This window comes from Rhodococcus oxybenzonivorans, from assembly GCF_003130705.1.
GTDB lineage: Bacteria > Actinomycetota > Actinomycetes > Mycobacteriales > Mycobacteriaceae > Rhodococcus_F > Rhodococcus_F oxybenzonivorans.
This window is the reverse complement of sequence record NZ_CP021354.1, coordinates 6,117,615-6,139,206: the sequence shown is the minus strand read 5'-3', so window position 1 is coordinate 6,139,206 and position 21,592 is coordinate 6,117,615. Positions and strand designations below refer to the sequence as shown.

At 63.0% G+C, this 21,592-nt stretch carries 17 protein-coding genes; 9 read left to right on the top strand and 8 right to left on the bottom strand.

Translation table 11 applies throughout. The features are described from left to right. Positions 1–15: 15 nt before the first annotated feature. The 4 genes from CBI38_RS28385 to CBI38_RS28370 form a co-directional block, all read right to left on the bottom strand. On the bottom strand, positions 16–1,164 hold the full coding sequence (locus tag CBI38_RS28385; protein WP_418328354.1) for a 2-hydroxyacyl-CoA dehydratase subunit D: 1,149 nt from the start codon (positions 1,162–1,164) through the stop codon (positions 16–18). 160 nt (positions 1,165–1,324) lie between these two features. Beyond that, on the bottom strand, positions 1,325–2,176 hold the full coding sequence (locus tag CBI38_RS28380) for a PaaX family transcriptional regulator (RefSeq protein WP_109334206.1): 852 nt from the start codon (positions 2,174–2,176) through the stop codon (positions 1,325–1,327). A 42-nt stretch (positions 2,177–2,218) separates the two neighbouring features. Beyond that, complete coding sequence (locus tag CBI38_RS28375) at positions 2,219–3,274, bottom strand: NAD(P)H-dependent flavin oxidoreductase (protein WP_109334204.1); 1,056 nt, start codon at positions 3,272–3,274, stop codon at positions 2,219–2,221. A 157-nt stretch (positions 3,275–3,431) separates the two neighbouring features. Further along, the gene (locus CBI38_RS28370; RefSeq protein ID WP_109334202.1) at positions 3,432–5,075 is read right to left on the bottom strand and encodes an AMP-binding protein; all 1,644 of its coding nucleotides are present in this window, start codon (positions 5,073–5,075) and stop codon (positions 3,432–3,434) included. A 389-nt stretch (positions 5,076–5,464) separates the two neighbouring features. Between CBI38_RS28370 and CBI38_RS28365 the strand changes: the two genes are divergently transcribed. Next, positions 5,465–6,256, top strand: coding sequence for an SDR family NAD(P)-dependent oxidoreductase (locus CBI38_RS28365; protein WP_109334200.1), 792 nt, complete (start codon positions 5,465–5,467; stop codon positions 6,254–6,256). 565 nt (positions 6,257–6,821) lie between these two features. Continuing rightward, the gene (locus tag CBI38_RS28360; RefSeq protein ID WP_230989989.1) at positions 6,822–8,660 is read left to right on the top strand and encodes a PucR family transcriptional regulator; all 1,839 of its coding nucleotides are present in this window, start codon (positions 6,822–6,824) and stop codon (positions 8,658–8,660) included. 52 nt (positions 8,661–8,712) lie between these two features. On the opposite strand, the gene CBI38_RS28355 is transcribed toward CBI38_RS28360, so the two are convergent. Next, positions 8,713–9,909, bottom strand: coding sequence for an IS701 family transposase (locus tag CBI38_RS28355; RefSeq protein WP_230990277.1), 1,197 nt, complete (start codon positions 9,907–9,909; stop codon positions 8,713–8,715). 392 nt (positions 9,910–10,301) lie between these two features. Here CBI38_RS28355 and CBI38_RS28350 point away from each other — a divergent pair, with 392 nt between their 5' ends. The 7 genes from CBI38_RS28350 to CBI38_RS28320 all read left to right on the top strand — a co-directional run bounded on the left by CBI38_RS28350 (position 10,302) and on the right by CBI38_RS28320 (position 18,467). Further along, the gene (locus CBI38_RS28350; protein WP_162603293.1) at positions 10,302–11,717 is read left to right on the top strand and encodes an MFS transporter; all 1,416 of its coding nucleotides are present in this window, start codon (positions 10,302–10,304) and stop codon (positions 11,715–11,717) included. Between the two features lie 48 nt (positions 11,718–11,765). Continuing rightward, the gene (locus CBI38_RS28345; protein ID WP_109334196.1) at positions 11,766–12,755 is read left to right on the top strand and encodes a DUF7064 domain-containing protein; all 990 of its coding nucleotides are present in this window, start codon (positions 11,766–11,768) and stop codon (positions 12,753–12,755) included. Positions 12,756–12,767: 12 nt separating this feature from the next. Then, positions 12,768–13,988, top strand: coding sequence for a phosphotransferase family protein (locus tag CBI38_RS28340; protein ID WP_109334194.1), 1,221 nt, complete (start codon positions 12,768–12,770; stop codon positions 13,986–13,988). Beyond that, the gene (locus tag CBI38_RS28335; protein WP_109334193.1) at positions 13,988–14,524 is read left to right on the top strand and encodes a hypothetical protein; all 537 of its coding nucleotides are present in this window, start codon (positions 13,988–13,990) and stop codon (positions 14,522–14,524) included. Before CBI38_RS28340 ends, CBI38_RS28335 begins: the two co-directional genes overlap by 1 nt. 406 nt (positions 14,525–14,930) lie before the next feature. Next, positions 14,931–16,388 carry an aldehyde dehydrogenase gene (locus tag CBI38_RS28330; protein WP_109334191.1) on the top strand — a complete coding sequence of 486 codons (1,458 nt, stop codon included), beginning with the start codon at positions 14,931–14,933 and terminating at the stop codon, positions 16,386–16,388. A 71-nt stretch (positions 16,389–16,459) separates the two neighbouring features. Beyond that, the gene (locus CBI38_RS28325) at positions 16,460–17,581 is read left to right on the top strand and encodes a helix-turn-helix transcriptional regulator (RefSeq protein ID WP_109334189.1); all 1,122 of its coding nucleotides are present in this window, start codon (positions 16,460–16,462) and stop codon (positions 17,579–17,581) included. 10 nt (positions 17,582–17,591) lie between these two features. After that, positions 17,592–18,467 carry a helix-turn-helix transcriptional regulator gene (locus tag CBI38_RS28320; protein WP_109334187.1) on the top strand — a complete coding sequence of 292 codons (876 nt, stop codon included), beginning with the start codon at positions 17,592–17,594 and terminating at the stop codon, positions 18,465–18,467. 275 nt (positions 18,468–18,742) lie between these two features. Here CBI38_RS28320 and CBI38_RS28315 read toward each other — a convergent pair whose 3' ends face one another. Genes CBI38_RS28315 through CBI38_RS28305 form a run of 3 tightly spaced genes read right to left on the bottom strand, consistent with a single transcriptional unit; the run spans position 18,743 to position 21,571 of the window. After that, a complete protein-coding gene (locus CBI38_RS28315; protein WP_109334185.1) occupies positions 18,743–19,240 on the bottom strand; it encodes a hypothetical protein in 498 nt (165 codons plus the stop codon). A gap of 9 nt (positions 19,241–19,249) precedes the next feature. Then, positions 19,250–20,416 carry a phosphotransferase family protein gene (locus CBI38_RS28310; protein ID WP_109334183.1) on the bottom strand — a complete coding sequence of 389 codons (1,167 nt, stop codon included), beginning with the start codon at positions 20,414–20,416 and terminating at the stop codon, positions 19,250–19,252. Between the two features lie 3 nt (positions 20,417–20,419). Beyond that, positions 20,420–21,571, bottom strand: coding sequence for an NAD(P)-dependent alcohol dehydrogenase (locus CBI38_RS28305; protein ID WP_109334182.1), 1,152 nt, complete (start codon positions 21,569–21,571; stop codon positions 20,420–20,422). Between the last annotated feature and the right edge of the window lie 21 nt (positions 21,572–21,592).

The following is a 21,592-nucleotide window of genomic DNA, read 5'->3' as shown; positions in this document are numbered from 1 at the left end:
AAGTGTGCGGCGGATTCAAGCCGGAAGGGGCGACGGGTGACGGCGGATTCGCTCGACGAACGTCTCCATCTTTGTGCGCAAAGTCTCGATCGGAATACCTTCGTGTTCGGTCTCGATCAGTAGCGATTGAACTCCGTGGGCCTCTAGCGCCTTGCGTAACTCCGGGTAGTACAGCATGTGAGGTTCACAGAATTTGGCCATCAGCACGACGACGCCTACCGAGCGGCTCGCCTCGAGCGATTCCAGCAGGTAGGTGTCCCAGTCGACTTTATTGGTAACTCGTGTCGGGCACGGCGCGTTGATGTTTCGTTCCAAGTACCACGTTGACAGCGCAGCGAGGGGATCTCCGTCTTCGGGGACGTCCGTGGAGATGTACCGGAAGCCGGTGTAAAGATCGTCGTCGACTACGAGACCACCGGATTCTTCTATGACGTCGAGAATCTCGGGCTTGGGTGCATGGCAGAAGTGACCCGACAGGTGGAGCCGCACGAGGTCGTCCGGTGCCTCGTCGCGTACGACAATTCTATCGAGCAGTTCGAGCAAGACCGCTGTGTGCTCATGGATGTCCATCACCATGCTCGACTTGACGAGTAGCTGCATCTCGCTGGCGGTGATGCGTGCTCGTCCGGACCGGCGTAAGTCGTAGAAATGGCGAAGCAGACGGCGGTTCTCATTGAAGGCTTTGATGCTTCGGGCCAGATCGGCGTCGGTGAGGCGGGCGCGCACGACGGTCTCGATCTCGGTCTTCAGATCACTGATCCGCCCGTCGACGCGAGGTTTGGTCCAAGCGTCGTCCATCGCGCTGGTGAATTGCGCGAAGTGCACCGGTTTTTCCGGACGGGAGTAGCGGATGGCGTCCACAGCTCCCAGGAGCTGAACGCAATGGTCGGCAACAACGAAACCATCGAAGACATCGAGTTCCCCTATGGATGCCTGATCGGCGACGCTCCGGGTGTATCCGCAGTAGAACTCGGCGAGCATGCTGCGGCCCTCGGTGATCGGGGTCTTGCTCTCTTGGATGATCACCGGGAGTGCGCCAACGGCGTGGACGATCTCCGACGGAAAATTCATGGGGAAGGATCCGATGACGGGGCGGCTATGTGCAGCTTTCCAATTCAGTGCATACGAGACCGGGTCGTCGGCGACAGTTCGTAGCGTCGCCATCGAGGATGCGTGGAGTTCGCTCACTTTTGTCCTTCGACTTCATTGGTGGAACGCACCGCATTGGCGCTTCACTCAATGATACGTTTCAGTACACGTTGTGTCCAAGAATGTATAACTATGTGGGTAAGGCTGTGCTAGAGACGGTCGGTATCGGAGAAAGTCAGTCGAGACGCGCGATGGATAGCCAGTGCGCATGGGCTGCTGGCGTCCATTCGGCACGCAAATTCTGCAGACGCTTGACCACGTCGAGGCCGGTCCAGTTGGGAAGAAGCGCGGCGGGCAGTTGCGGATCCATGTACGGAGTGTGGCGAAGGGCATCGGCAAGCTCTAGGTGAGCAAAAAGAGCTTCCTCGCCGGACAGGGGTCTTTTTCCGTCGAACCGAGCCAACAGTTCGTCGTAGCTGCTGGCGACCATTTCGAGATCCCACGAGCGATGGACCAACTCGTTCTCCGGAATCCCCACGTCAACGGGAGACCCGATGAAGGAAATGGTGTTCGATGACAACCCCAGGGAATCGATCGCCGTCTTTGCTTCGGGCAAGCGGTCGACGTGCGGAGTGACCCAGACGCCTGGGCTCGGGTTGCCGAAGCCCGCCCACCGAAACGCCGCGTACAACTTTTTCCGCATCGCGCGGTGTGATTCCGGAATCGGGGCGATGACGACGAGCCACCTGCCGTCCCATCGGCTCGACCCGGACATGTCGGGGAACACCCGCGTCACACCTTCGACGAAGAGCTGATGAGCCTGCTCGGTGAGACTCCACTTCGTTTGCCGACCGTCGCGCTCCGCGGTGATCAGCCCGGACGCACCCGCCCTCGCGATCGCCTGCCTACTCGCCGGCTCGCCGAATCCGAGGCCGGTGAGGACGTAGAGTAGTGCAGCTGTTCGCACCGGCCGACGATATGGGGCGACGAACTCACCGAGAATCGAGATGAGCGCGGAACGAGCGCTGCCGATCGAACTCGATTTCGTCTCCGCCGGCTTCGGCATGGGGTCGGTCACGGGCGTCATGGTATCTGCGCCGCGTCGATCATTATCGTCAGGAGCGCAGAGTCATGAGAACGCATGCTCTGTATCCGGCAGCGCCGATGCGAGTCCGCGCAGGATTTCGGCTGCTCCGGCGGCCATGTTCGGCACGAAGTGGGCAATGTCGATGATGTCGTCGATCGCAGCGGCGACCTGACCCGTCAGAACCAAACCGTCAGTGACGTCGCCCGTAGTCTGGGCACGCTGCATCGATTCGATTTTCCATCGGGTCAACTCCACGGCGTCGATGACTTCACCCGTCCCGTCTTCCTGGTGATTCAGGAGCTTCAGCGACGCAGCATTCTTCAGCCCTCGACATGGTCCGTAGACGCCGTCGAATGCGACGTCGTCGCCTTCCTTGGCGTCGAGGATGGCTTGGATGTAGGTCGGATGCCAGTCGGAGTTCGCACTGCTGGCTATGAATCGTGTTCCCATCGCGACCCCATCGGCGCCCATTGCCAGCGCCGAAGCCAAGCCTCGCGCATCGCGAACCCCGCCAGTGAGCAGAACCGGAACATCGACCGCTTCGGTCACGTTGGGCAGCAGTACGTACGAGTGCACGGCTTTACTCGGGGCATGTCCGCCCATCTCGAATCCCGCGGCAATTATCACGTCGACGCCGGCTTCGGCGGCTTTGACGGCATGTCGCGTCGATCCCACCTTGTGCTGATGGATGAGGCCGGCGTCCTTGATCATCCCGATGTAGTCACCGGGGAAGCCTGCCGAGGTGGTGAGCACTGTCAGCTGGGCGGCGAGGGACTGATCGACCCGTCGGGCGTCGAGCACCGTGCGAATGTAAATGTCGGTGAAGGGAAGCACGACGCCGTTGTTGTCGACGCCGACCGGGATATTGACTGCGAAGGGTCGGTCCGTCAGTGCAGCACATTCTTCGATGTGTTCGCGGAACGTTCGCGCCCCCGCATCGAGATCGGTGGGCATGCCGGGCATCGAGACAGTACCTAGCCCCCCGGCGTTGGATACGGCGGCCGCAAGCTTGGGAGTGCGGAACGGCCCAAGACCCTCCTGAACGATCGGGTGGTCGATCCCGACGAGCTCGGTGTAGCGGTTTGCGATGGGATTCATGTGTCCTTCCGAGACCGAGTGTGACTGGTGTTGTGACATTCTTGGCGATATCATCGCCGCATTAGTAGATGGTTATCGAAACCAGCGCGCGACGTGCTATTCCGTCCTGACCATTCCGACGCCGGTGTTCGGCGGCTCCTTCACTGGAAACGGACGTTCAACGCGACTGGGCGGGGGAAACCACGGTTTCGACTGCCGACCTCAGCTCGCCCGCGCTGATCTGTTCAGACACTTTGAACTTCTGGATCTTACCGGTCGGCGTCATCGGAAACTGGTCGGTGAAAAACCACAGGGATGGAGCCTTGTGGGCAGAGATGCGCTCACGACACCAGGTTTTCATTTCATCGGGCGCCGGACGCTCGCGGCCTTCGTGGAGTCGGATGACGGCGCCGACTTGCTCGCCCCACTTCTCGTCCGGGATGCCCACTACGATCACGTCGGCGACGTCCGGGTGCTGGAACAGTAGTTCTTCGATCTCCCGTGGGTAGATGTTCACTCCGCCGCGAATGATGACGTCAGTGAGGCGACCGGTAATCCTGATGAATCCGCGTGCGTCCATGGTGCCGAGATCTCCCATGTGCAACCAGCCGTCAGCGTCAATCGTCCTGGCGGTAGCGTCCGGCATATTGAAGTAGCCAAGCATGTTCTGATAACCGCGGCAGCAGATTTCGCCTTGTACCCCGATCGGCACGACTTCACCTGATACGGGGTCAGCGATCTTGACCTCGAGTTCGGGAAGGGGCTGGCCCACCGTGGTTGCTTGATCGACAGGGTCGTCGGTTACGCGCGTCTGGCTGATCACGCCGTGCATTTCGGTCTGTCCGAACAAGATCGTGAACTGACAATCGAGTTGTTCGATGACCTGCTTGATCAGACTTTCGGGTACGGTCGCGGCCCCGGACAGCACCGTGCGTAAGCTGGAAATATCCCGTGTCGCAAGATCGGGGTGTTCGAGCAACGCGATCAGCATCGTCGGAACCATCAACGAGTGTGTACCGCCGTAGGTTTCGATCATCTCGAGCGTCTGCCCCGCGTCGAATCCGGGTAGAACGACGTATGTACCCAGCGACGAGAACGTTCCCAGTTCAGTCACTGCCCCACCGCCGATGTGGTACATCGGCATCGCGTTGATGCAGACTCCGCCCTCCTCCATCCCCGCGCGTTCGAAGACGAACTTCGCCTCGTTGATGATGCCCTTGTGATGCAGCAAAGCTCCCTTCGGGAAGCCTGTTGTTCCAGAGGTGTATTGGATCTGGACGGGGTCGGTCGGAACAACCGCGGGTAGCTCCATGGTCTGGTCGGCGGCGGCGGCGACAAAGAATCGCCAGGTGCTTGTGCTGATGGTCATGCGCAAGGCTGGGACGCGGGGCCGGATCTCGTCGACGATCGAACCGAGATCGGTTCCGCGGTAGGAGTCGCGATAGAACAGTGCTACTGCTCCGGACTGTCGCAGTATGTACTCGAGTTCGTGGGCACGATATGCGGGGTTGGCGGCAACGACGACCATTCCCGCCATCGCGACGGCCTGTTGGAGAATGACCCACTCCGCACTGTTGGGTGACCAGATCCCGATCCGGTCCCCGGGCTCGAACTCGGCAAGCAGGGCACGGGCCACAGCTTCCGTCTCCGACAGCAGCTGGCTGTACGTCCACTCGGTGCGTCGGTCGGCTTCGGGAACGCCGTCGACGAGTGCAACTCGATCCGGCACTGTGCTCGCAGCTTCCCTGAGGAGATCGCCGAGGGTGATGTCGCGTACTCCCGAACTGGGGGAGGACAGCCAGAGAGACATTTCTGGGTGCATGATGCGTGTTCCTGTCTGGACGGGCGAGGACTGCTAGGTGTCATGGCAAGTCGACATACCCCACAGGTGATGGGGAAGTGACCTTGTTGCGTCGATCACACCCATACAAAGTAATACATCGTGAGCGACTCGGTGTCTAGTTCTGTATCAAACGTCGGCGTTCACTGGCGGGTACCCGCGCTTCGCGTGCCGACGTGTCGCAAGGCCGCCTTCGGATAGGCGGGCGATCGACGTAGATAGACCCTTCGGACGGCTAAGCATTGATCCGATGTGGGAGCGGTCGATCGTGTGCGTGAATATACGGCCGCATGACAGCGAGAGGCAATATCTATACATATGCAGTGTGCAAGTATCATCATCTGTAGAACAATCTCGACCGGGAGGTCACTGTGAACTCTTCTCCACTCGTCCGAGCCTATGGCGACTCCGGCGTTCTGCTGGCCGGCGGAACATCGGGTGTCGGTCTCGCGACCGCATGCGCCTTCGTCGACGCGGGAGTTCGTCGGTTGGTGTTGCTCGGCAGGAACGAGGCGCGAGGTCGCGATGCATGCCAGGTGGTCCTCGACAGGTGCGCGGACGTCGAGGTGACCTTCATTGCAACCGACGCGTCGGATGTCGACTGGGTGGAGCGATCGGTCGCCGCTGCTCACCGCGCATTGGGGACCGTGGACGTGCTCGTCAATTCGACTACGACGGCGTACCGGCCCGAGCTGTTGCATCGCACTCCGCCATCTGACATCGCAGGCATTCTCATGGGGCAGGCGCTACCGCCGATGCTGTTGACTCGCACAGTGCTGCCGCTGATGCAAGAGCAGGGAGGGGGCAGCATTATCAACATCGCGTCGGACGCCGCGAAGGTGCCCACCCCTGGCGAGAGCGCTCTCGGCGCGGCGATGGCGGCGATCGTGATGTTCTCGCGAGTCGCTGCGATCGAGGGCAAGCGAAACGGTGTACGGGTGAACGCGGTGACCCCGTCGCTCATCAACGGAACGCCCACCGCGGCTAATGTGCTCAGCGATGGGTTCAGCAAGTCGTTGTTCGAGAAAGCTGCGGCGCAAGCGCATCTGGGGGTTGCCGTGCCAGAAGATCTGGCGTCATTGATCGTATTTCTCGGCGGCCCGGATTCGGCTCGGTTGACGGGCCAAACGATCAGTGTGAACGGTGGGATTTCTGCCATGTGAGCGAATCTGCCAGGGTTCACTCCACGTCCCGGTGGATTCGAATCTCACGCCGCGGGCGAACCGTCGCCTCTGCAACCACTCTCGCCCAAGTCTGCGTCGTGATCTCAGCAATCAACTCCGCTGCACACTCGAGTGTTCGAACTCATGGTGACGATCCCGATCCATAAGCGAGTGCGCCCTGGAGTTTGCGCACGACGGCGTCGAGGGTCAATCGGCTGCCTCAGCCGACACTGATTTGCCTCGAGAAAGCGGCAAGAACATCAGTGAGTCGTCTTGCCACCTTTCTGAGGCGCCCCAGGTCAGCGCTTGAGTCGATCCGTGTGTGTTGGGACTCCGCTTCATTTGGCAGCAGAAGTCCTGGACGGGCCCGTGCCGCGTCAAGCCGATGTTCTCATGTCGAAATCGTTGGTTTTGTCGCTTGGTTGTAGTTGTCGCTCTCACTTATAGCGTTTAAGGTCAGTCCAAAGAGGCTCTCGTGAGGGCACCGGCCCTACCCGCGAGATCCCCTCGCGGCCCGTGCACGCTGGGCGGTGATGCTTGCGGACGCCGACCTAGGTGAGGACTCATGACTGCGCAACTGCCTACGACGCCTCTGTATCTGCGCGTGCTCGAGGGCCTGCTCGCCCACACGGCCGCACAGGCTGGATTTGCGGACGCCTGCGTACTAGTGGAGGACGGTGCTCGTGGCATGTTCGTCCCTCTTTCGCATAGCGGATCGCGGCCCTCCGGACTCCGAGTGCTGCCGGATGACGCGCTCATTCGTCGAGCATTGGCGTCGACCGAGCCGATTCATGCGGCCGGTTGGACCCTGTCAGGCAGCTGTTTGCGGGAACGCGATTCCGGGCGGGTAGTTCTGCTGCGCCTGTCCGCCTCCTCGTCAGCTCCCATCCGGCTTCTTTTCCTCAGCGACCCGCGACGAGAAGGTGACTTCACCCTTCGACATTCCGCCGCGTTGACTTCGTTCCGCTCGCTTGTCGATTCCGCTGCCGCCGCGGTTCTCGATGCCGAGGAGCAGCGCCGTCGAAGGCGGGACCTCGAACATGGCAAACTGCTCGCCGACGAGCGTGGGGCGGTGGTCGAGCGACTCGATGATGCTGTCGCGACTGCCGACACCATGTCTGCGATCGTTCGGGTTTGTGCGGAGTTGACGGGTAAAGCTGTGGTCCTGTTCGACCGGCGGCAGCGAAGAATCGCCGCCGCAGGTCCCAACTTCGCAGGACGAATTTCGATGCCTTCGCTCGAAACAATTCTCCGCTCGTACCCGCCGGACGCGACCGCGGGACCGCGACCAGTCGTTCTCGCTGCTGGACCGACGACCGACCTGGCCCGCCGCAAGATCGTCACCCCAATCGTCGAGCGGGGTGAGCACTTCGGCTGGCTGGTGATCGATGAACATCCCACGCCGCTGCGCCCCACCGATGAATACACCGCCGCTCGTAGTGCCCGCCGTATCGGCGCTCAGTTCCTGATCCAACGGCGCATCGCTCGTGTCGCGTGGAATGCAAAATCTGCACTGACTCGACAACTCGTCCGCGGAACGGGTGCTCAGGAGGACCTCGCGGCGAGCGGTGAGTATCTGGGTGTCAACACCGAGGCTCGTCGGGTACTGGTATTCGTACAGGTGCCGGACGGGGAGACCGAGGATCTCGACCATGCCCTGGTCGAACACCTGGAGCGCTCCCTCGGTGTCGAGGTGCTGTCGACCCGCGGGTCGGAGGGGCTGCTCCTGCTGGTCGAGGCCTCTGACGATGTCGGGTCGGTGGTGGCGGTGTCGCGGGTCAAGACCGCGATCACTCAGGCTGCTGCCGCGGTGTCCCAGCCAACTGGACTGATCGCCGGCGTGTCGTCGGTGTGCGAACCTGCCGCGTTCTCCCGCGCGTACCGTGAGGCCCGCGAAGTCGTCCGGTGTGTAGACCGTTTTACCGAGCCGACGGCGCACCGAATCCTCGCCGTAGACGATTTGGGGCCGGTTCGGGTGTTCCTGGCGAACGGTGACGTTGCGGCGCTGCGACGGTTCGTCGGTGACGTTCTCGGCCCCATTCTTGGAGACGCTCCCGGTTCGGCAGATCTACTGCGTACTCTGCAGTGCTGGTTCGATGCCGGGCGCAGTCCACGTGGTGCGGCAACACATCTCGGTGTGCACGAGAACACCGTGCGACTACGCCTCTCGCGCGTTCACGCCATGACCGGGCTCGACGTCGTCGGCAACGCCGCGGACCAATTGAGCATCCAGACCGCGCTTCTCGTACTTCGCTTTCAAGGCCACCCCGCACTCGTCGTCCCCGGCCGAATGGCGGCTGGCGAGGTGGACCTTCACGCTTCGGCGCGCGGGCTCACCACAGATTCGCAACCCCACACCCGGTCAGACTCTGTAGGGGCGACTGGCGCGGCAATGCCGGCGTAGACGGTTCGGCGCCGACAAGGACGAGTATCGAACTCGTCTCGCAACGCTCGTCTCACCACCAAGGTGCGACGGCGTTCGGTCGGGAGCGAACCGGCCGCACCTGCGATAAGTCGTCCACATCCCGGTTTACCTCTCTTCGTCGCAGGATCAACAGGTACGCCGCCGCGACCATCGACAAGGTGATGTGGCGGTACCACGCCTGGTACCGGCGGACCTGGTAGTTCCCGAGATCGGCCTGGTTCCGGGCGGATTGGAGACACTCCTCGATTGCCTGCCGTCCGTCCGCGACGCGGGCGAGTTCGGAGAGGATGCTGCCGACCGGACCGAAGCACAAGTGGTAGGTGACGTCGGACGGGTTGGTGATCGATCGCCCGGCGAGCAACCAGTTTCCGTATTGTCGTCCCGCCCGGTGTAGATCTACGGCTGCCCAGTCGCGCACACGGGATCCGATGACATCGTCGACGTGACTGAGGCGGTGCCATACCGTGTCCGATAGTGCGTCGATCACCTCGCTGGCGGGTCGGACTTCCAGGTTTGCGGTGCTGACCCGACAGTTGCCCGGGACCTCGACTACGTGGGGGACACCTCGCTCCTCCAGCCAGCTCCGCAGATGCCCCGACCGCCCATAAGGCTCACCGGCCGTGACCCACGCGAAGGGCACGTCAGCATCGAGAGCCCGCCCAATCATCGCCCGCGCTAGATCCGGCGGGCTCTGGTAGCGCACCGAGTCGTTGATGCCGACCGCGCGGCACCGGTCCCGGCGGTCTGTCCATTCACGCGGCAGGTGCAGCTCGCGGTCGATCAGGCCCCCACCCGCTTCGGACGCGTACGCCAAGAAGATCCCGGTTTGTGCGTTCTCGGGCCTCCCGGTGTCCGCCGAGACCCCTGTGGTCACCCCGGCAGAACGGTCTCCTCGCTTCAGGAACCGAGTGTCCCCGACTATCAGCCGTCCCTGCCACACGTCACCGACTGCCCGGACCACCATGTCTCGCACGTCGTCGCGCAGCCCATCCTCGTCCCACGATGCCGCGTTCAGCAATCGCTGCATGCCCTCGGGGCCGGTCTCGCCCGCCGCCTCCGCCAGGGTCCACCCATTCGTGCGTTCCAAGCCGCCCAAGAGTCCGTGGACGTAGGCAGACATCCTGCGGCGAGGCTCGACGCGGGGGAATCGATGTGCGAACTGGGCACAGAAAACGGCGAGTCCCCGCGGGAGGTCTCGCCGAGGTGTTTCGTCGCGGCCGTCAGGCAAGTACGCGAGATCCGGTTCGTTGGTCACGATGTGTCGTTGTAGTGCATTTAGCATAGTTCAGGAACCCCGGTATGCCACAGGTGGTGTGGATCACTCCACGACGGTGAAAGTGGTCTCAGTCTCCGAATAGAACCCTTTTCGCGCTCGGATCTGCGTACTGGCGCACATTTCCGAGTGATTCCCGGAAAATGGCTATATCCCATCAGTCAATGAATGGCAATAGTAGGGCGAAGTGTCAGTGTCGGCTACGACAGGCGGCGTGCGTGCGCTATTCCTGCGGAAGCCGGACACAACGTTGTTCTGCTGTTGTGGACCTTCTTATGGTTCGCGGTGACGTCGTCACTACCGCTGGGGCTCACCTCCCCTCCGCGATCTCACCTCAGAAGGTTCAGATGACCATGGACAACCACCGCCGGCGAAACACGGCCGCGCAGACATCCGATTCCGCTCCCCACAGTCCGGAATCCACCATTTCGCGGAAGATCACGTTCCGGATCGTTCCAATGTTGTTTCTCGGTGCACTACTCAGCTACGTGGACCGCACCAATATCGGCGTTGCCAAGCTCGAGATGCAGGCAGACCTCGGTCTTACTGAAGCGGCCTTCGGTCTCGGTGCCGGTATCTTCTTCATCGCATACGTACTCTTCGAGGTTCCGAGCAACATCGCGCTCCACCGACTCGGCGCCCGGATCTGGATTGCCCGCATCATGGTGACGTGGGGCCTGATCACCGCCTTGATGTCGCTGGTCGACAACCTCTGGATGTTCTACGGAATGCGCTTTCTGCTCGGCGCCGCGGAAGCAGGCCTACTCCCGGGCGTGGTCTACTACCTCACACGATGGGTACCGTCGGCGAACCGTGGACGAATCCTCGGACTGTTCTTCCTTGCCATTCCCGTCGCCTCGGCCATCGGCTCACCCCTCACAAGCACCCTCATGTCACTCCAGCCCTGGGGTCTCACCGGATGGCAGTTCATGTTCATCGCCGAAGGACTGCCCTGCCTGCTCCTCGCTGTCGTCATCCTCAAGTTCCTCCCGAACGAGCCGAGCGATGCACGATGGCTTGATGCCTCTGAGGTGCAGTGGATTACGAACAAAATTCGTCAGGAGAACCCCGACACCACCGGGAACGGAATCGGCCACTCCTCATGGACGGACGGACTGAAGAACTACCGGGTCCTCATGCTCTCGGTCGTGTACTTCTCCATGGTCGTGCCCATCTACCTCATGGGCTTCTTCCTCCCGTCGATCATCAAGGAGATGACCGGTGGCACCATCGGCACGATCGGCATCGGCTACATCGCGGCAGTACCGTACATCTTCACCGGAATCGCCATGGTCCTGATCTCCCGAAGCTCGGACCGAACCCAGGAACGCATGTGGCACTTTGCCGTTCCCACTCTGATCGGCGCGAGCGGATGGGTCGTCGCCGCCGCCACCGTCTCCTCGAATCCGTTCGTCGCCGCTATCGCGATCTGCGTCGGCACCGTCGGCGCGATGGCCACCATTCCGACGTTCTGGACCACCGCGCCGAAGGTCGTCTCCGGCGCGGCCGCCGCTTCCGGAATCGCATTGATCAGCAGCATCGGCAATATCGGCGGATTCGTCTCGCCGTACATGTTCGGAATCATCCGCGATGCGTTCCCCGGCGATGCCGGCAACCGACTCTCCTTCCTCGTCGGCGCGATCGTCCTGGGCGTCGGAGGCATCCTCATGATCACCATCTCGAAAACTCTGCCCTCCACCACGAACACTCTGCCCTCGACCACGTCGAAAGACGCGAAATTCGCACAGCTGCAACATGACTGACATCACTGACCCAGAAAATTCACCGACTCGACCACGCAAGGAAACACTGTGATCAATTACACCGACACCGAGTTCCACCCCCGCGACCTCACCGACCGGACCTGGACTGAAACCACTGTTCTGATTATCTCCGTACCCGAAGCGGGGATTTTCGGCAACGCCTATGTGCTGGCCCGTCCGAACCTGGGCGTCACCCTGTCCTCGGTGATCTTGGGCCAAGGATTCTGCCGGCAACCCTATGAGGTCGACTTCACCGACCCCCAAATGCACCTTCCCTGCCCCGAATCGTTCAGCAACTACTCCCTGGATAACGGCTTGACCGTCTCCTCGGATGGTCCCCGCAACTACCGCATGCAGTACAAGAATGCCCTCGGCGCAGCGAGTTTCGATCTCACCTTCGAAGGATTACACGACCCGTTCGATCCGCACGACCCCGATCAGAATCCACTCTTCGAGCGTGACCTCACCACTTCGGACGACTCCCGCAAGGGCGACGAATGGGAAAACGGTCACTTCGAGGTCAAGGGCCGGATCCGCGGCGAACTGGAACTGCGGGGCAAGAGCTACCAGGTCGAATCGTATGAGGGGATGGACCACAGTTGGGGTCCACGCACCGAAATCGGCACCCGCTCGGTCTCCTGGGTCTCGATCAACTTCGGTGAGGACTTCGCGATGCACATGGCGGTGCCGATGCGGATCGAACGAGGCCAGGTCTTCTACGACAAGATCCGCTTCGGTTACGTCGTCGACCACGGTGAGGTCCACGGCCTGATCGACGGAACGATCCAGGCCGAGCGCGTCGACATGCTCGCCTTCAGCAACCACGTCACAGCCACAGACGTGCGCGGCAAGAAGTACGAGTTCTTCGGTAGCGCGATCGCGGGCCACCCGTGGTACACGTTCAACCCGTCCCACGTCTGTTACCAGTCGTTGTTCCGCTACGAGCGCGGCTCCGCCGTCGGTTACGGCGAGATGGGCGACATCTTCGGCCTGGACTACCTGGCCGAGCGGATGTCCCGCCACGGCCGGTTGAAGTAGGAGCGAACCTCAATGACCAACGCAACCCTTGCCTTGCCCGACCGGGACTGGGCCGACGACCCCACCGACACACAGATCGAACATCTGCGTGCGCTGTACCCGACCGAACCCGAAGTGGATCGGACGCTGACCCGCAAGATGAAGCGGCGGGCACTCGGCCCGTACCGGCGGATGGACCTCGACGAGTTCGTCCGGTGCGTCGAGTCGTTCCTCTCCACTCGCATCGACGGCTCCTTCCGAGTCTCGGACGCGAGATGGTTCACCGGTGGTGTGTCCAAGATCCAGATGGGCTTCACCCTGCACCGCAACGAATCCGGTGAGTGGACGAGTGAGCAGATGGTGGTCCGAATGGACCCCGCCGAAGGGTCGAATGCCACCAGTCGGCTACGCGAGTTCGAACTCGTCGCCGCAGTGCAGGACACAATTCCCGTCCCACAACCGCACTTCATCGACACCGATGGCCAGTACTTTCCCGAACCCGCACTGATTTACTCTTACGTCTGCGGGGTCACCAAACCGTCGGCGACCACCACCGGGAAGATCAGCGGACTGGGGACGAACTTCGGTCCCGGCACCCGCGAATCTCTCGCCGACCAGTTCCTGTCCTACCTGGCGGCACTTCACACCTTCGATCTGTCCGCAGCGACGTTCACCAGCCTGGCCCAACCCCGGGTCGGGACCGACGACGCGGCACGGTGGCTACTCAACCAGGCCAGGCGCACCTGGGAAGAGGACCGGGCGGCCGACCTGCCGCTGATGGACGTGGCCGAGCAATGGATGCGCCACAACCTGCCCGTCCTCGATCACGCCGGCATCGTCCACGGCGACTACCGCAGCGGAAACTTCCTCTACGACGAATCCACCCTCGAGATCACGGCCTGGCTCGACTGGGAACGTGGTCATCTCGGCGACCGGCACCGAGACCTTGCCTGGACCACACAGTCCACCTTCGGCCACCACGACGAGCACGGCCGCTACCTTGTCTGCGGACTGATCCCCGAAGATGACTTCTACCGACGCTACGAACAAGCCACTGGACTTCCGGTGGACCCGGACAGGATCAGATTCTACAAAATTCTCAACGCCTACCAAATCGTCGTATCCACCATGGCCTCGGCACACCGCGTCGCCAAGCTGGGAAAATCTCATCAAGATGTCGTCCTGTGCCGGGTCAAGGGCATGGCCGCGGTCGCCGCGGACGAACTGAACACCCTACTGAGCGAGGTGCTCTGATGGACCACACGCGCAACACTCTCGGAGCCCTGCGCAAATCACTCCTCGACTCGGTCGCACCGGCCGTGGACCCGGCCGATCCGCTTGCCTCCGAGCAACTACCCCTCGTCGCCGACTACCTCGAATTCTTGGGTACGCGGATCTACCGGATCCACGAACGGTCCCGATTCGAACTGGCGGAATATCTTCGAATGGCCGAGGGAGTGCTGACGCACCTCTCCGCAACAGCCACCCCTACCGGCGACCTGGCCAAGCGCCTCGATGTCGCCCGGGCCGCACACGGTGCCGCGTCCACCGGCACCACCGAACTCATCGAGCAGGGCGCCGCACTCGCCGCCGCCGTCAGCACCGTCGCACAGGACGAGACGCTGCCGGACGAGGTTCGCCAGACACTGGGCCGGTGGGTGGTCGAATCCTCACGCGGGCTCCTCGCGTTCCAGCGATCCTGGTACGCACCGTTCGGGTTCGAATCCGACCGGGATCGGCTCCGGAGCATCGATGACTTCCTGGCAGGAAGATCCTGCGCGGACGCGTAATAGGTGACGAACTGAGCCTTCATCCACCGAATGCGGGGCACAGGTACCGCCGTCTGTGGGGAGGCGGTACCTCCTCGCCTGTGGCCCGCCAGGGTAATGCAGGCCCGACCGTCAGTACGTTTACCTCCCGCGGTGGGATACATGTGCAGAACACTCTTGCCGAGAGCCAACGACGGACTTAATATTGGACCAAAGGAGAGAATGGGATGGGTCGACACTCCCTGGCTATGTCTGCAACGGCGCGCGCAAACCGGCGTGGGTGAGAGGGCTTATTCCTTCTGGGTGATCTTCACCCAGAACAAACGAAAATTATTGAACCAAACTCTGCCGTCCAGCAAGGTTGCACCAGATGTCCCTCTCCATGAGGGTCTCCCCGCCGTACCGGCGGTTTCGCCAGAGGAGGACTATGAGCACGATTGATTACTCCAGCCTGTACATCGGCGGAGGATGGTCAGCCCCAAGCTCCGGTGAGACGATCACCGTGCGCTCCCCAGCCGACGGCGCCACCGTCGGGTCCGTCCCGCTGGCCGTCGAAACCGACATCGATGCCGCCGTCGCGGCTGCTCGCTCCGCCTTCGACGATCCGACCGGCTGGGCCGCGTGGGATCGGGTGGACCGCAGCAAGGTCCTGGAACGGTTCGCGGAGGAGCTCGAGTCCCGCAGCCCGGAAACAGCGCGGCGGGTGTCGCTGCAGAACGGCATGCCGATCTGGCTCGCCGAACAGTTCGAGGGCGGGTTCCCGCCCGTACTTTTGCGCTACTACGCCGGCCTGACCACCGCCGAGCCCGCCGAAGAGATGCGCCCCGGAATGTTGGGTGGGTCTGCGATCGTGACCCGCGAACCGGTCGGTGTCGTCGCGGCGATCGTGCCGTGGAACGTTCCCCAAGCCATCTCGTTCCTCAAAATTGCCCCCGCCCTCGCCGCCGGATGCACCGTCGTGCTCAAGCCGGCTGAAGAGACGGTGCTCGACGCGTTCCTCGTCGCGGAGGCCGCGCACGCCGCTGGGTTGCCTGCCGGTGTGCTCAACATCGTTCCGGGCGGACGGGATCTCGGCGCCTACCTTGTCGCGCATCCGGGCGTCGACAAGGTCTCGTTCACCGGTTCGACCGGCGCCGGCCGCGCCATCGCCGAAACGTGCGGCCGCTTGCTGCGCCCGGTCACGCTCGAACTCGGCGGAAAGTCCGCGGCCGTAGTCCTCGACGACGCCGACCTGGCTTCGTCGATCGACAACTTCTTCGGCGTCACATTCCTCAACAACGGCCAGATCTGCTGGCTCAACACCCGTGTCCTCGCACCACGCTCCCGATACGGCGAGATCGTCGACACCATCACCGACCTCGCGCGATCGCTGCCGATCGGGGATCCCCTCGACCCGAAAACCAAGATCGGCCCGCTCGTGTCCGAAAAACAGCGTGACCGAGTCGAGGGCTACATCGCGAAAGGACGCGCAGAGGGAGCCCGACTGACGACCGGCGGGGGGCGGATCGCAGGCCTCGAGCAGGGGTGGTTCGTCGAGCCCACCGTCTTCGCCGACGTCACCAACTCGGCAACGATCGCCCGCGAGGAAATCTTCGGCCCAGTGCTGACGGTCATACCCTATGAGGACGAGGCCGAGGCGATCGAGATCGCCAACGACAGCGACTACGGACTCGGCGGCTCGGTCTGGTCCGCCGACGTCGAACGAGCAACCGCCGTCGCCCGCCGAATCCGCTCGGGCACGATCGGCATCAATCACTACTCGAACGATCCGCACGCCCCATTCGGCGGTGTCAAGGCCAGCGGCCTGGGTCGTGAACTCGGCCCCGAGGGTCTGGACGCGTTCCGCACGTACAAGACCGTCTACCTTCCCCCGGCCAGCTTCTGACTGCACCGCAATCGCCCGCTCGATCGCGCGGCCCGCCCGGTCGCACGTAACACGGGAGCTGAGAGAATTCGATGACACACTCACACGATCACCGGCTCGCCCCTCTGTTCGACCTCGCGGTCCGGAGCGGGAATAGCCAAGCCGCAACCCGCCTGGCAGAGCAGGCCGCCGAGGATTTGCTCACCCTCGAATGGACCCGTCAGGCACTGCTTTCGCGCCTGCGTTCTGGAGGGGACGGTCACGAACTGCGCAGTGCTGCAGAGCTTCTCACCGAAATCGAGGCAATCCGGCGTCGGCAACAGGCGCGACGAATTGCCGACCGTCGGTCCCAATTCGCCGGACTCCGGTCACTGCTCACCCACCTGCGTGGGGCGTCGCGGGCCGAGCGCCCCTACATCGTGACCACTCGGTTGTGCCAGGACCTAGGCTTCCGGAAATCTGTGTACTCCCCAGCCACGAACTCCGGGTGGTCTCCCACCACGATCGCGATTCACCCCGATTTCGGGGACTCGTTCCTCCCCCTACGCCGGGCGGTCGAGTCCCTCACCCTTCCGCCGGGAGCCGCACCACGTGAGGAGGAGGTCATGCGGAGCGGCCGCGAAATTGCCGTCGATTCGGTCGACATCTACCGGGACACCTACCGCCCACTCGTCGAGCTGTCCCGGCCACGCGGTTATCTGGCAGTTCCGGTCGTTTCCGCAGGCCGGGTAACCGCCCTGCTCCACGCGGACCACCACGATGTCGACGTCGACGAGACCGACATGACAACGTTGCGGGCCGCGGCGGCGGTATGCGCGCTGACCGAGGAATATCAGACACTCAGATCAGCAATCGCCACCCGCAACCACCGGGTTGCCGAGGAAATCACGGCGATGCGGATCGCGCTCGCCGAACTCGAGCAGACCCAACTGAGCCTCGCTGAAGCACTCGGCTCCGCACCCGATCGGCCCGACAGCGCGGACGGGCCCGCCCGAGCCCCGCACTGCACTGCCCTGACCACAAGGGAACACGAGATCTTCGAGTTCGTGGCCCACGGCACCCCGTCCGCCGACATCGCCCGAGCACTGTTCGTCTCCGAGGGCACCGTGAAGTCCCATATTCAACGGATCTACCGCAAACTCGCCGTGTCCACCCGTGCCGAGGCGGCAGCGCTCTACAGGAATCTGCACCGCCACGGGCGGGGCGGGTGCTGAGGAAATCCCAATGGCTCCCGATGAGGCTTTGAACGTCGAGATCGACCGAATACTGGCCGAGCTTGCCTCCGGTTCGACGACCGATCCTTGCGCGGCGGGCATCCGACTCGCCGACCTGATCGAACGACGCGACCGGACCCAGTCCGTCGAACTCAGCCAACTGGACACTGCGGCGCGGGGGTTGCACTCGGCCACATCCATCCTGCAGCGCGCCACCACCGTCGACGATGTTGTTCGGGCGGTCTGCCCTGGTGCCGCCGATATCGCCGAGTGCAACAACGTACTGTTCTCCGAACTCGACGGACTACACGCGACACCACTAGGCGCCGCCCCGGGCCCCTCCCTCCCTTCGCCGTTCCAACTCCCCTCGTCGATCATCGGCCGGGGGAATTCCGGTATCCCGGCGGCATTCCCCCATGCGGGATACACGGTGTTCCGGGTCGACATCGACGGCAGTCCGGCCGCCGTGATTCACATCGGGGCAACGCCCGACGAACCGGTCGTCGATGCCCTGATCTCCTACGCGGGACTGGTCGGCACCGCCCTCGAGTGCGCTGCCCTGGACCGGCGGCGGCACCGCCAGCGCGACCTCCTCCATACGCGCTGGGGCCGTGACTATTCACCCCATGAGCCCGCCGCCGCGCCGACTCGGGTTTCGCCCATGCCCGAGGTTGCCCATGCTCTGACCATCCGCGAGGGCGAAATCCTTGCATTGATGCTGACCGGTTCCTCGAACGCCGCGATTGCCACCGATCTGGTCATTTCCGTAGAGACGGTGCGGTCCCATGTGAAGAAGGTGCTGCGTAAGTGCGGCGTCGCCAACCGGGCCGAACTCATCGCTCGCTTCGATACCGACTCGCCGGCTCAGGAAACGGACAACAAATAGCCACCACAAACACCGATAACCGGGTGGGCATTCTGTGCGACATCGTGCCGCAGATGCCATAACCCCGGAGTTCGCCGCTTCCCGGTACGACCAACACGTGGGGTTTCTTACCCGAGTTGCTGCACCGCACGGGAAGGCGGCGGGTCCGGCTGACCACGCCGCCTTGCGCCCCTTTCGTCACTCTCTTGCGCCATGCCACCCGACTCGATGGCTGTCTCAACGGTGACGCCCGTCGAGTTAGAGGGGGCTAGCGCAATCTGCCACCATCGATGTCCCTAGGACGCGAGTATCTCGGTGATATTCGGCACCTCGCCTCGAGGGAATCCCGTCATCCGGCACCACGAGAGCTCTCGCGCAACCTGCCGCGCGGCGGCATCAGTGACCGTGCGGCGCGCCGCAGCCGCGTCGGGTGACCCCGCAGCAGCGAGCACCTGGTAGCTGTGCGCGACAGCCTCTTTCAGGCGGCGTACCTGCGCTCGTATCTGTTCTAGGTCAGCTGGGGGAGTGGCAGTTTCGGCAAGTAGTGTCTGAGATTCGTTACAAACCCCTGGATCCAGATCGGCCAGGACCTCGAGCGTGCACCGGTTGTCTGTATGCTCTGCGAGCTCGTACGGGTACTCGGACGCGTGCACGTCCAGCACCCAGTCCAGGCAGGCAAGCACCAGCCCGGCCTGCTCCGCCGCGAACGAATCGTTCGGATCGAGCGCCGGAAGCACCGTCTTGGCGATTGTGTTTCGGACTGCGCCGATCTGTTGGGCCACAGTGGGAATCATGGGGACCTCCTAGTCTTTGCCGACGATGGTCAGCAATTGGTCGAGATAGAAGGCGCCGAGCCCGCCGAGGAATGTCTGCATCGCATCCAGGTGGGTGAGGCGCTCGGCCGCGTTTCTCGGTCCGGTGCCGATCAGGGCGACCGCGGCCCAGTACATGTTGACGACTGTGTAGTACTCGAGTCGTTCTGCATCCACAGGCAGGCCCGACAGTTTCTCGTATTCCGCGATCATCTCCTCGCGGGTCACCAACGCCGAACAATAAAACTGTCCCGTTTCCGGGTCGTGCTCACCCCACCCCTCCATCATCGCGTAAGCCAAATCATGGTGGCGGTCACCGAGATAGGTGAGTTCCCAGTCCAGCAGAGCGGTGATTTCCCCGGAGTCCTCGTCGAAGAGGAAATTGCCGTTTCGGTAATCTCCGTGCACCACCGAGACGTGATCGACCGCTGGCCGGCGGTCCCACAACCACTGCTGGGTCAGGGCGATCACCGGATGCGCCTCGAAGGCGTCCTCTCGCCATGCGCGGTCGGTGGCTGCCAGGCGCCAATCGATTGCGTCGGTCGTCGCGGGGCGTGGACGCTCGAAGGACGGGAGATCATGGGTGCTCCAGTCGAACCGGTGGAGCTGGGCCAGATGGCTGACGAACTGGGGTCCCAAGATCGGGCGCAACGCCGGACCGTATACGGTGCCAAGTCCAGACGCCGTCTTCAGCGCCGCTTTCGCGCTCGCCGATCCCGGAACATAGCCGCAGATCATCGCCGGGGCGCCGAGCTCCGCCGGGTCGTCAGTCGCCCAGTACGCCTGCGGCACTGGGACGACACCGCCGAGCATCTGCAAGACCTCGAACTCTCGCAACCGTGGGGTCTCGACCATCGACCCGGGTGGATCCATGCGCAACACCATTCGGTCCTGTCTCCGCCGCCCGTTCTGTTCCCAGTCCAGGCCGAAGACGAACTGCTCCTTCGAAGCGCCGCCCGCGAGTCGGGCGATGCCATCGATCCGGAAGTCTCCGTCGATTCGCCGGGAGAGGAACTCGTGCAATCGTACCGACACCGTGTCGACGACGGGCTGTTCGTGGATTACCGTTCCCCGCCGTTCCAGCTTTCGGCGTAGTACGGCGTCGATCGTGGGTTCCACCTGGCCGGTGGAACGGGAAGTATTCGTTGTCGCCACCATGGGTCATGCTCCTGTAGCGTACGTCGACGGCGCGGTAACTGCGCTGGGCTGTAGCAGGACCACCTTCGCCACCTCACCGCGCAGCTGTGCCTGGACTGCGGACTCGATGTCGGCGAATGGGAACGTCCCGATAAGTCGATCGAATGGGAACTCGCCTGCCCGATAGAGATCGAGCAGGTAAGGGATAAAGGTGCGCGGGTCGCTGTCACCCTCAGTGATGCCCCGCACGGTCAATCCGGCCACCATGGCCGGCACGATGGGCAGCGGCAGGGTAGCCGCCATGTCGTGGGGCACCCCTACCAAGCCGATGGTGCCCAGCGGTGCGAGAACGCCGAGCGACTCCTCCACGACGGCCGAGACCCCCGTCGTGTCGAACGCATAGTCCACGCCTGCGCCCTCGACGGCACGGACCTGCTCCACGAGCGGTCCGTCCGTGGGATCGAGCGTGGCGGTGGCACCGAGGTCGGTGGCGAGCGAACGGCGGCGCGGATCGGGATCCGAGACAATGATCGCTGCGCAACCGCGTACCCTCGCCGCCATCACCGCGGCCAGGCCAACCGGTCCGGCACCGAGCACGAGCAGGGACTCGCCCTCCTTGCAATCCAGGCTGTTGAACACGGCGCCGGCACCTGTCTGGATACCGCACCCGAGCGGACCGACGAGCTCCACGGGCACATCCGCGCTCACCTTGACGACATTGCGTTCGGACGCGAGCGCATGTGTCGCGAACGACGATTGGCCGAAAAACGCTGCGGTGAAGGGAGTACCGTCCCGATGAATCGAGCTGGTGCCGTCCGCACGTAGCCCGTCGCCGTAGTTGCGGGCACCGAATTCAAGGCAATAGGCAGGTTGATTATCGCCGCACGGGCTGCACGTTCCGCACGATGCGAACGACAGGGCCACATGGTCACCGGGCACCACCGAGGTCACGTCCGCGCCGACCTCGACAACGACACCGCTGCCCTCATGCCCGAGGACCATCGGATATGCCAGCCCGAAGAAACCGTCACGTGCCGCGAGATCGGTATGACACACACCGATCCCACGAATCTCGACAACAACCTCGCCAGGCCCGGGGTCGGCGAGCTCAACCTGTTGAGAAGTGAACGGGCCGCCGGGTTCGGTGACCACCGCGGCAGTAATGGAACGTGACATGGACAGGGACCTTTCGTGACC

Coding starts and splice junctions, on each gene's coding strand:
- CBI38_RS28385 (WP_418328354.1), bottom strand. CDS start 1,164: ATGGCGACGCTACGAACTGTCGCCGACGACCCGGTCTCGTATGCACTG.
- CBI38_RS28380 (WP_109334206.1), bottom strand. CDS start 2,176: ATGACGCCCGTGACCGACCCCATGCCGAAGCCGGCGGAGACGAAATCG.
- CBI38_RS28375 (WP_109334204.1), bottom strand. CDS start 3,274: ATGAATCCCATCGCAAACCGCTACACCGAGCTCGTCGGGATCGACCAC.
- CBI38_RS28370 (WP_109334202.1), bottom strand. CDS start 5,075: ATGCACCCAGAAATGTCTCTCTGGCTGTCCTCCCCCAGTTCGGGAGTA.
- CBI38_RS28360 (WP_230989989.1), top strand. CDS start 6,822: ATGACTGCGCAACTGCCTACGACGCCTCTGTATCTGCGCGTGCTCGAG.
- CBI38_RS28350 (WP_162603293.1), top strand. CDS start 10,302: ATGACCATGGACAACCACCGCCGGCGAAACACGGCCGCGCAGACATCC.
- CBI38_RS28340 (WP_109334194.1), top strand. CDS start 12,768: ATGACCAACGCAACCCTTGCCTTGCCCGACCGGGACTGGGCCGACGAC.
- CBI38_RS28335 (WP_109334193.1), top strand. CDS start 13,988: ATGGACCACACGCGCAACACTCTCGGAGCCCTGCGCAAATCACTCCTC.
- CBI38_RS28330 (WP_109334191.1), top strand. CDS start 14,931: ATGAGCACGATTGATTACTCCAGCCTGTACATCGGCGGAGGATGGTCA.
- CBI38_RS28325 (WP_109334189.1), top strand. CDS start 16,460: ATGACACACTCACACGATCACCGGCTCGCCCCTCTGTTCGACCTCGCG.
- CBI38_RS28320 (WP_109334187.1), top strand. CDS start 17,592: ATGGCTCCCGATGAGGCTTTGAACGTCGAGATCGACCGAATACTGGCC.
- CBI38_RS28315 (WP_109334185.1), bottom strand. CDS start 19,240: ATGATTCCCACTGTGGCCCAACAGATCGGCGCAGTCCGAAACACAATC.
- CBI38_RS28310 (WP_109334183.1), bottom strand. CDS start 20,416: ATGGTGGCGACAACGAATACTTCCCGTTCCACCGGCCAGGTGGAACCC.
- CBI38_RS28305 (WP_109334182.1), bottom strand. CDS start 21,571: ATGTCACGTTCCATTACTGCCGCGGTGGTCACCGAACCCGGCGGCCCG.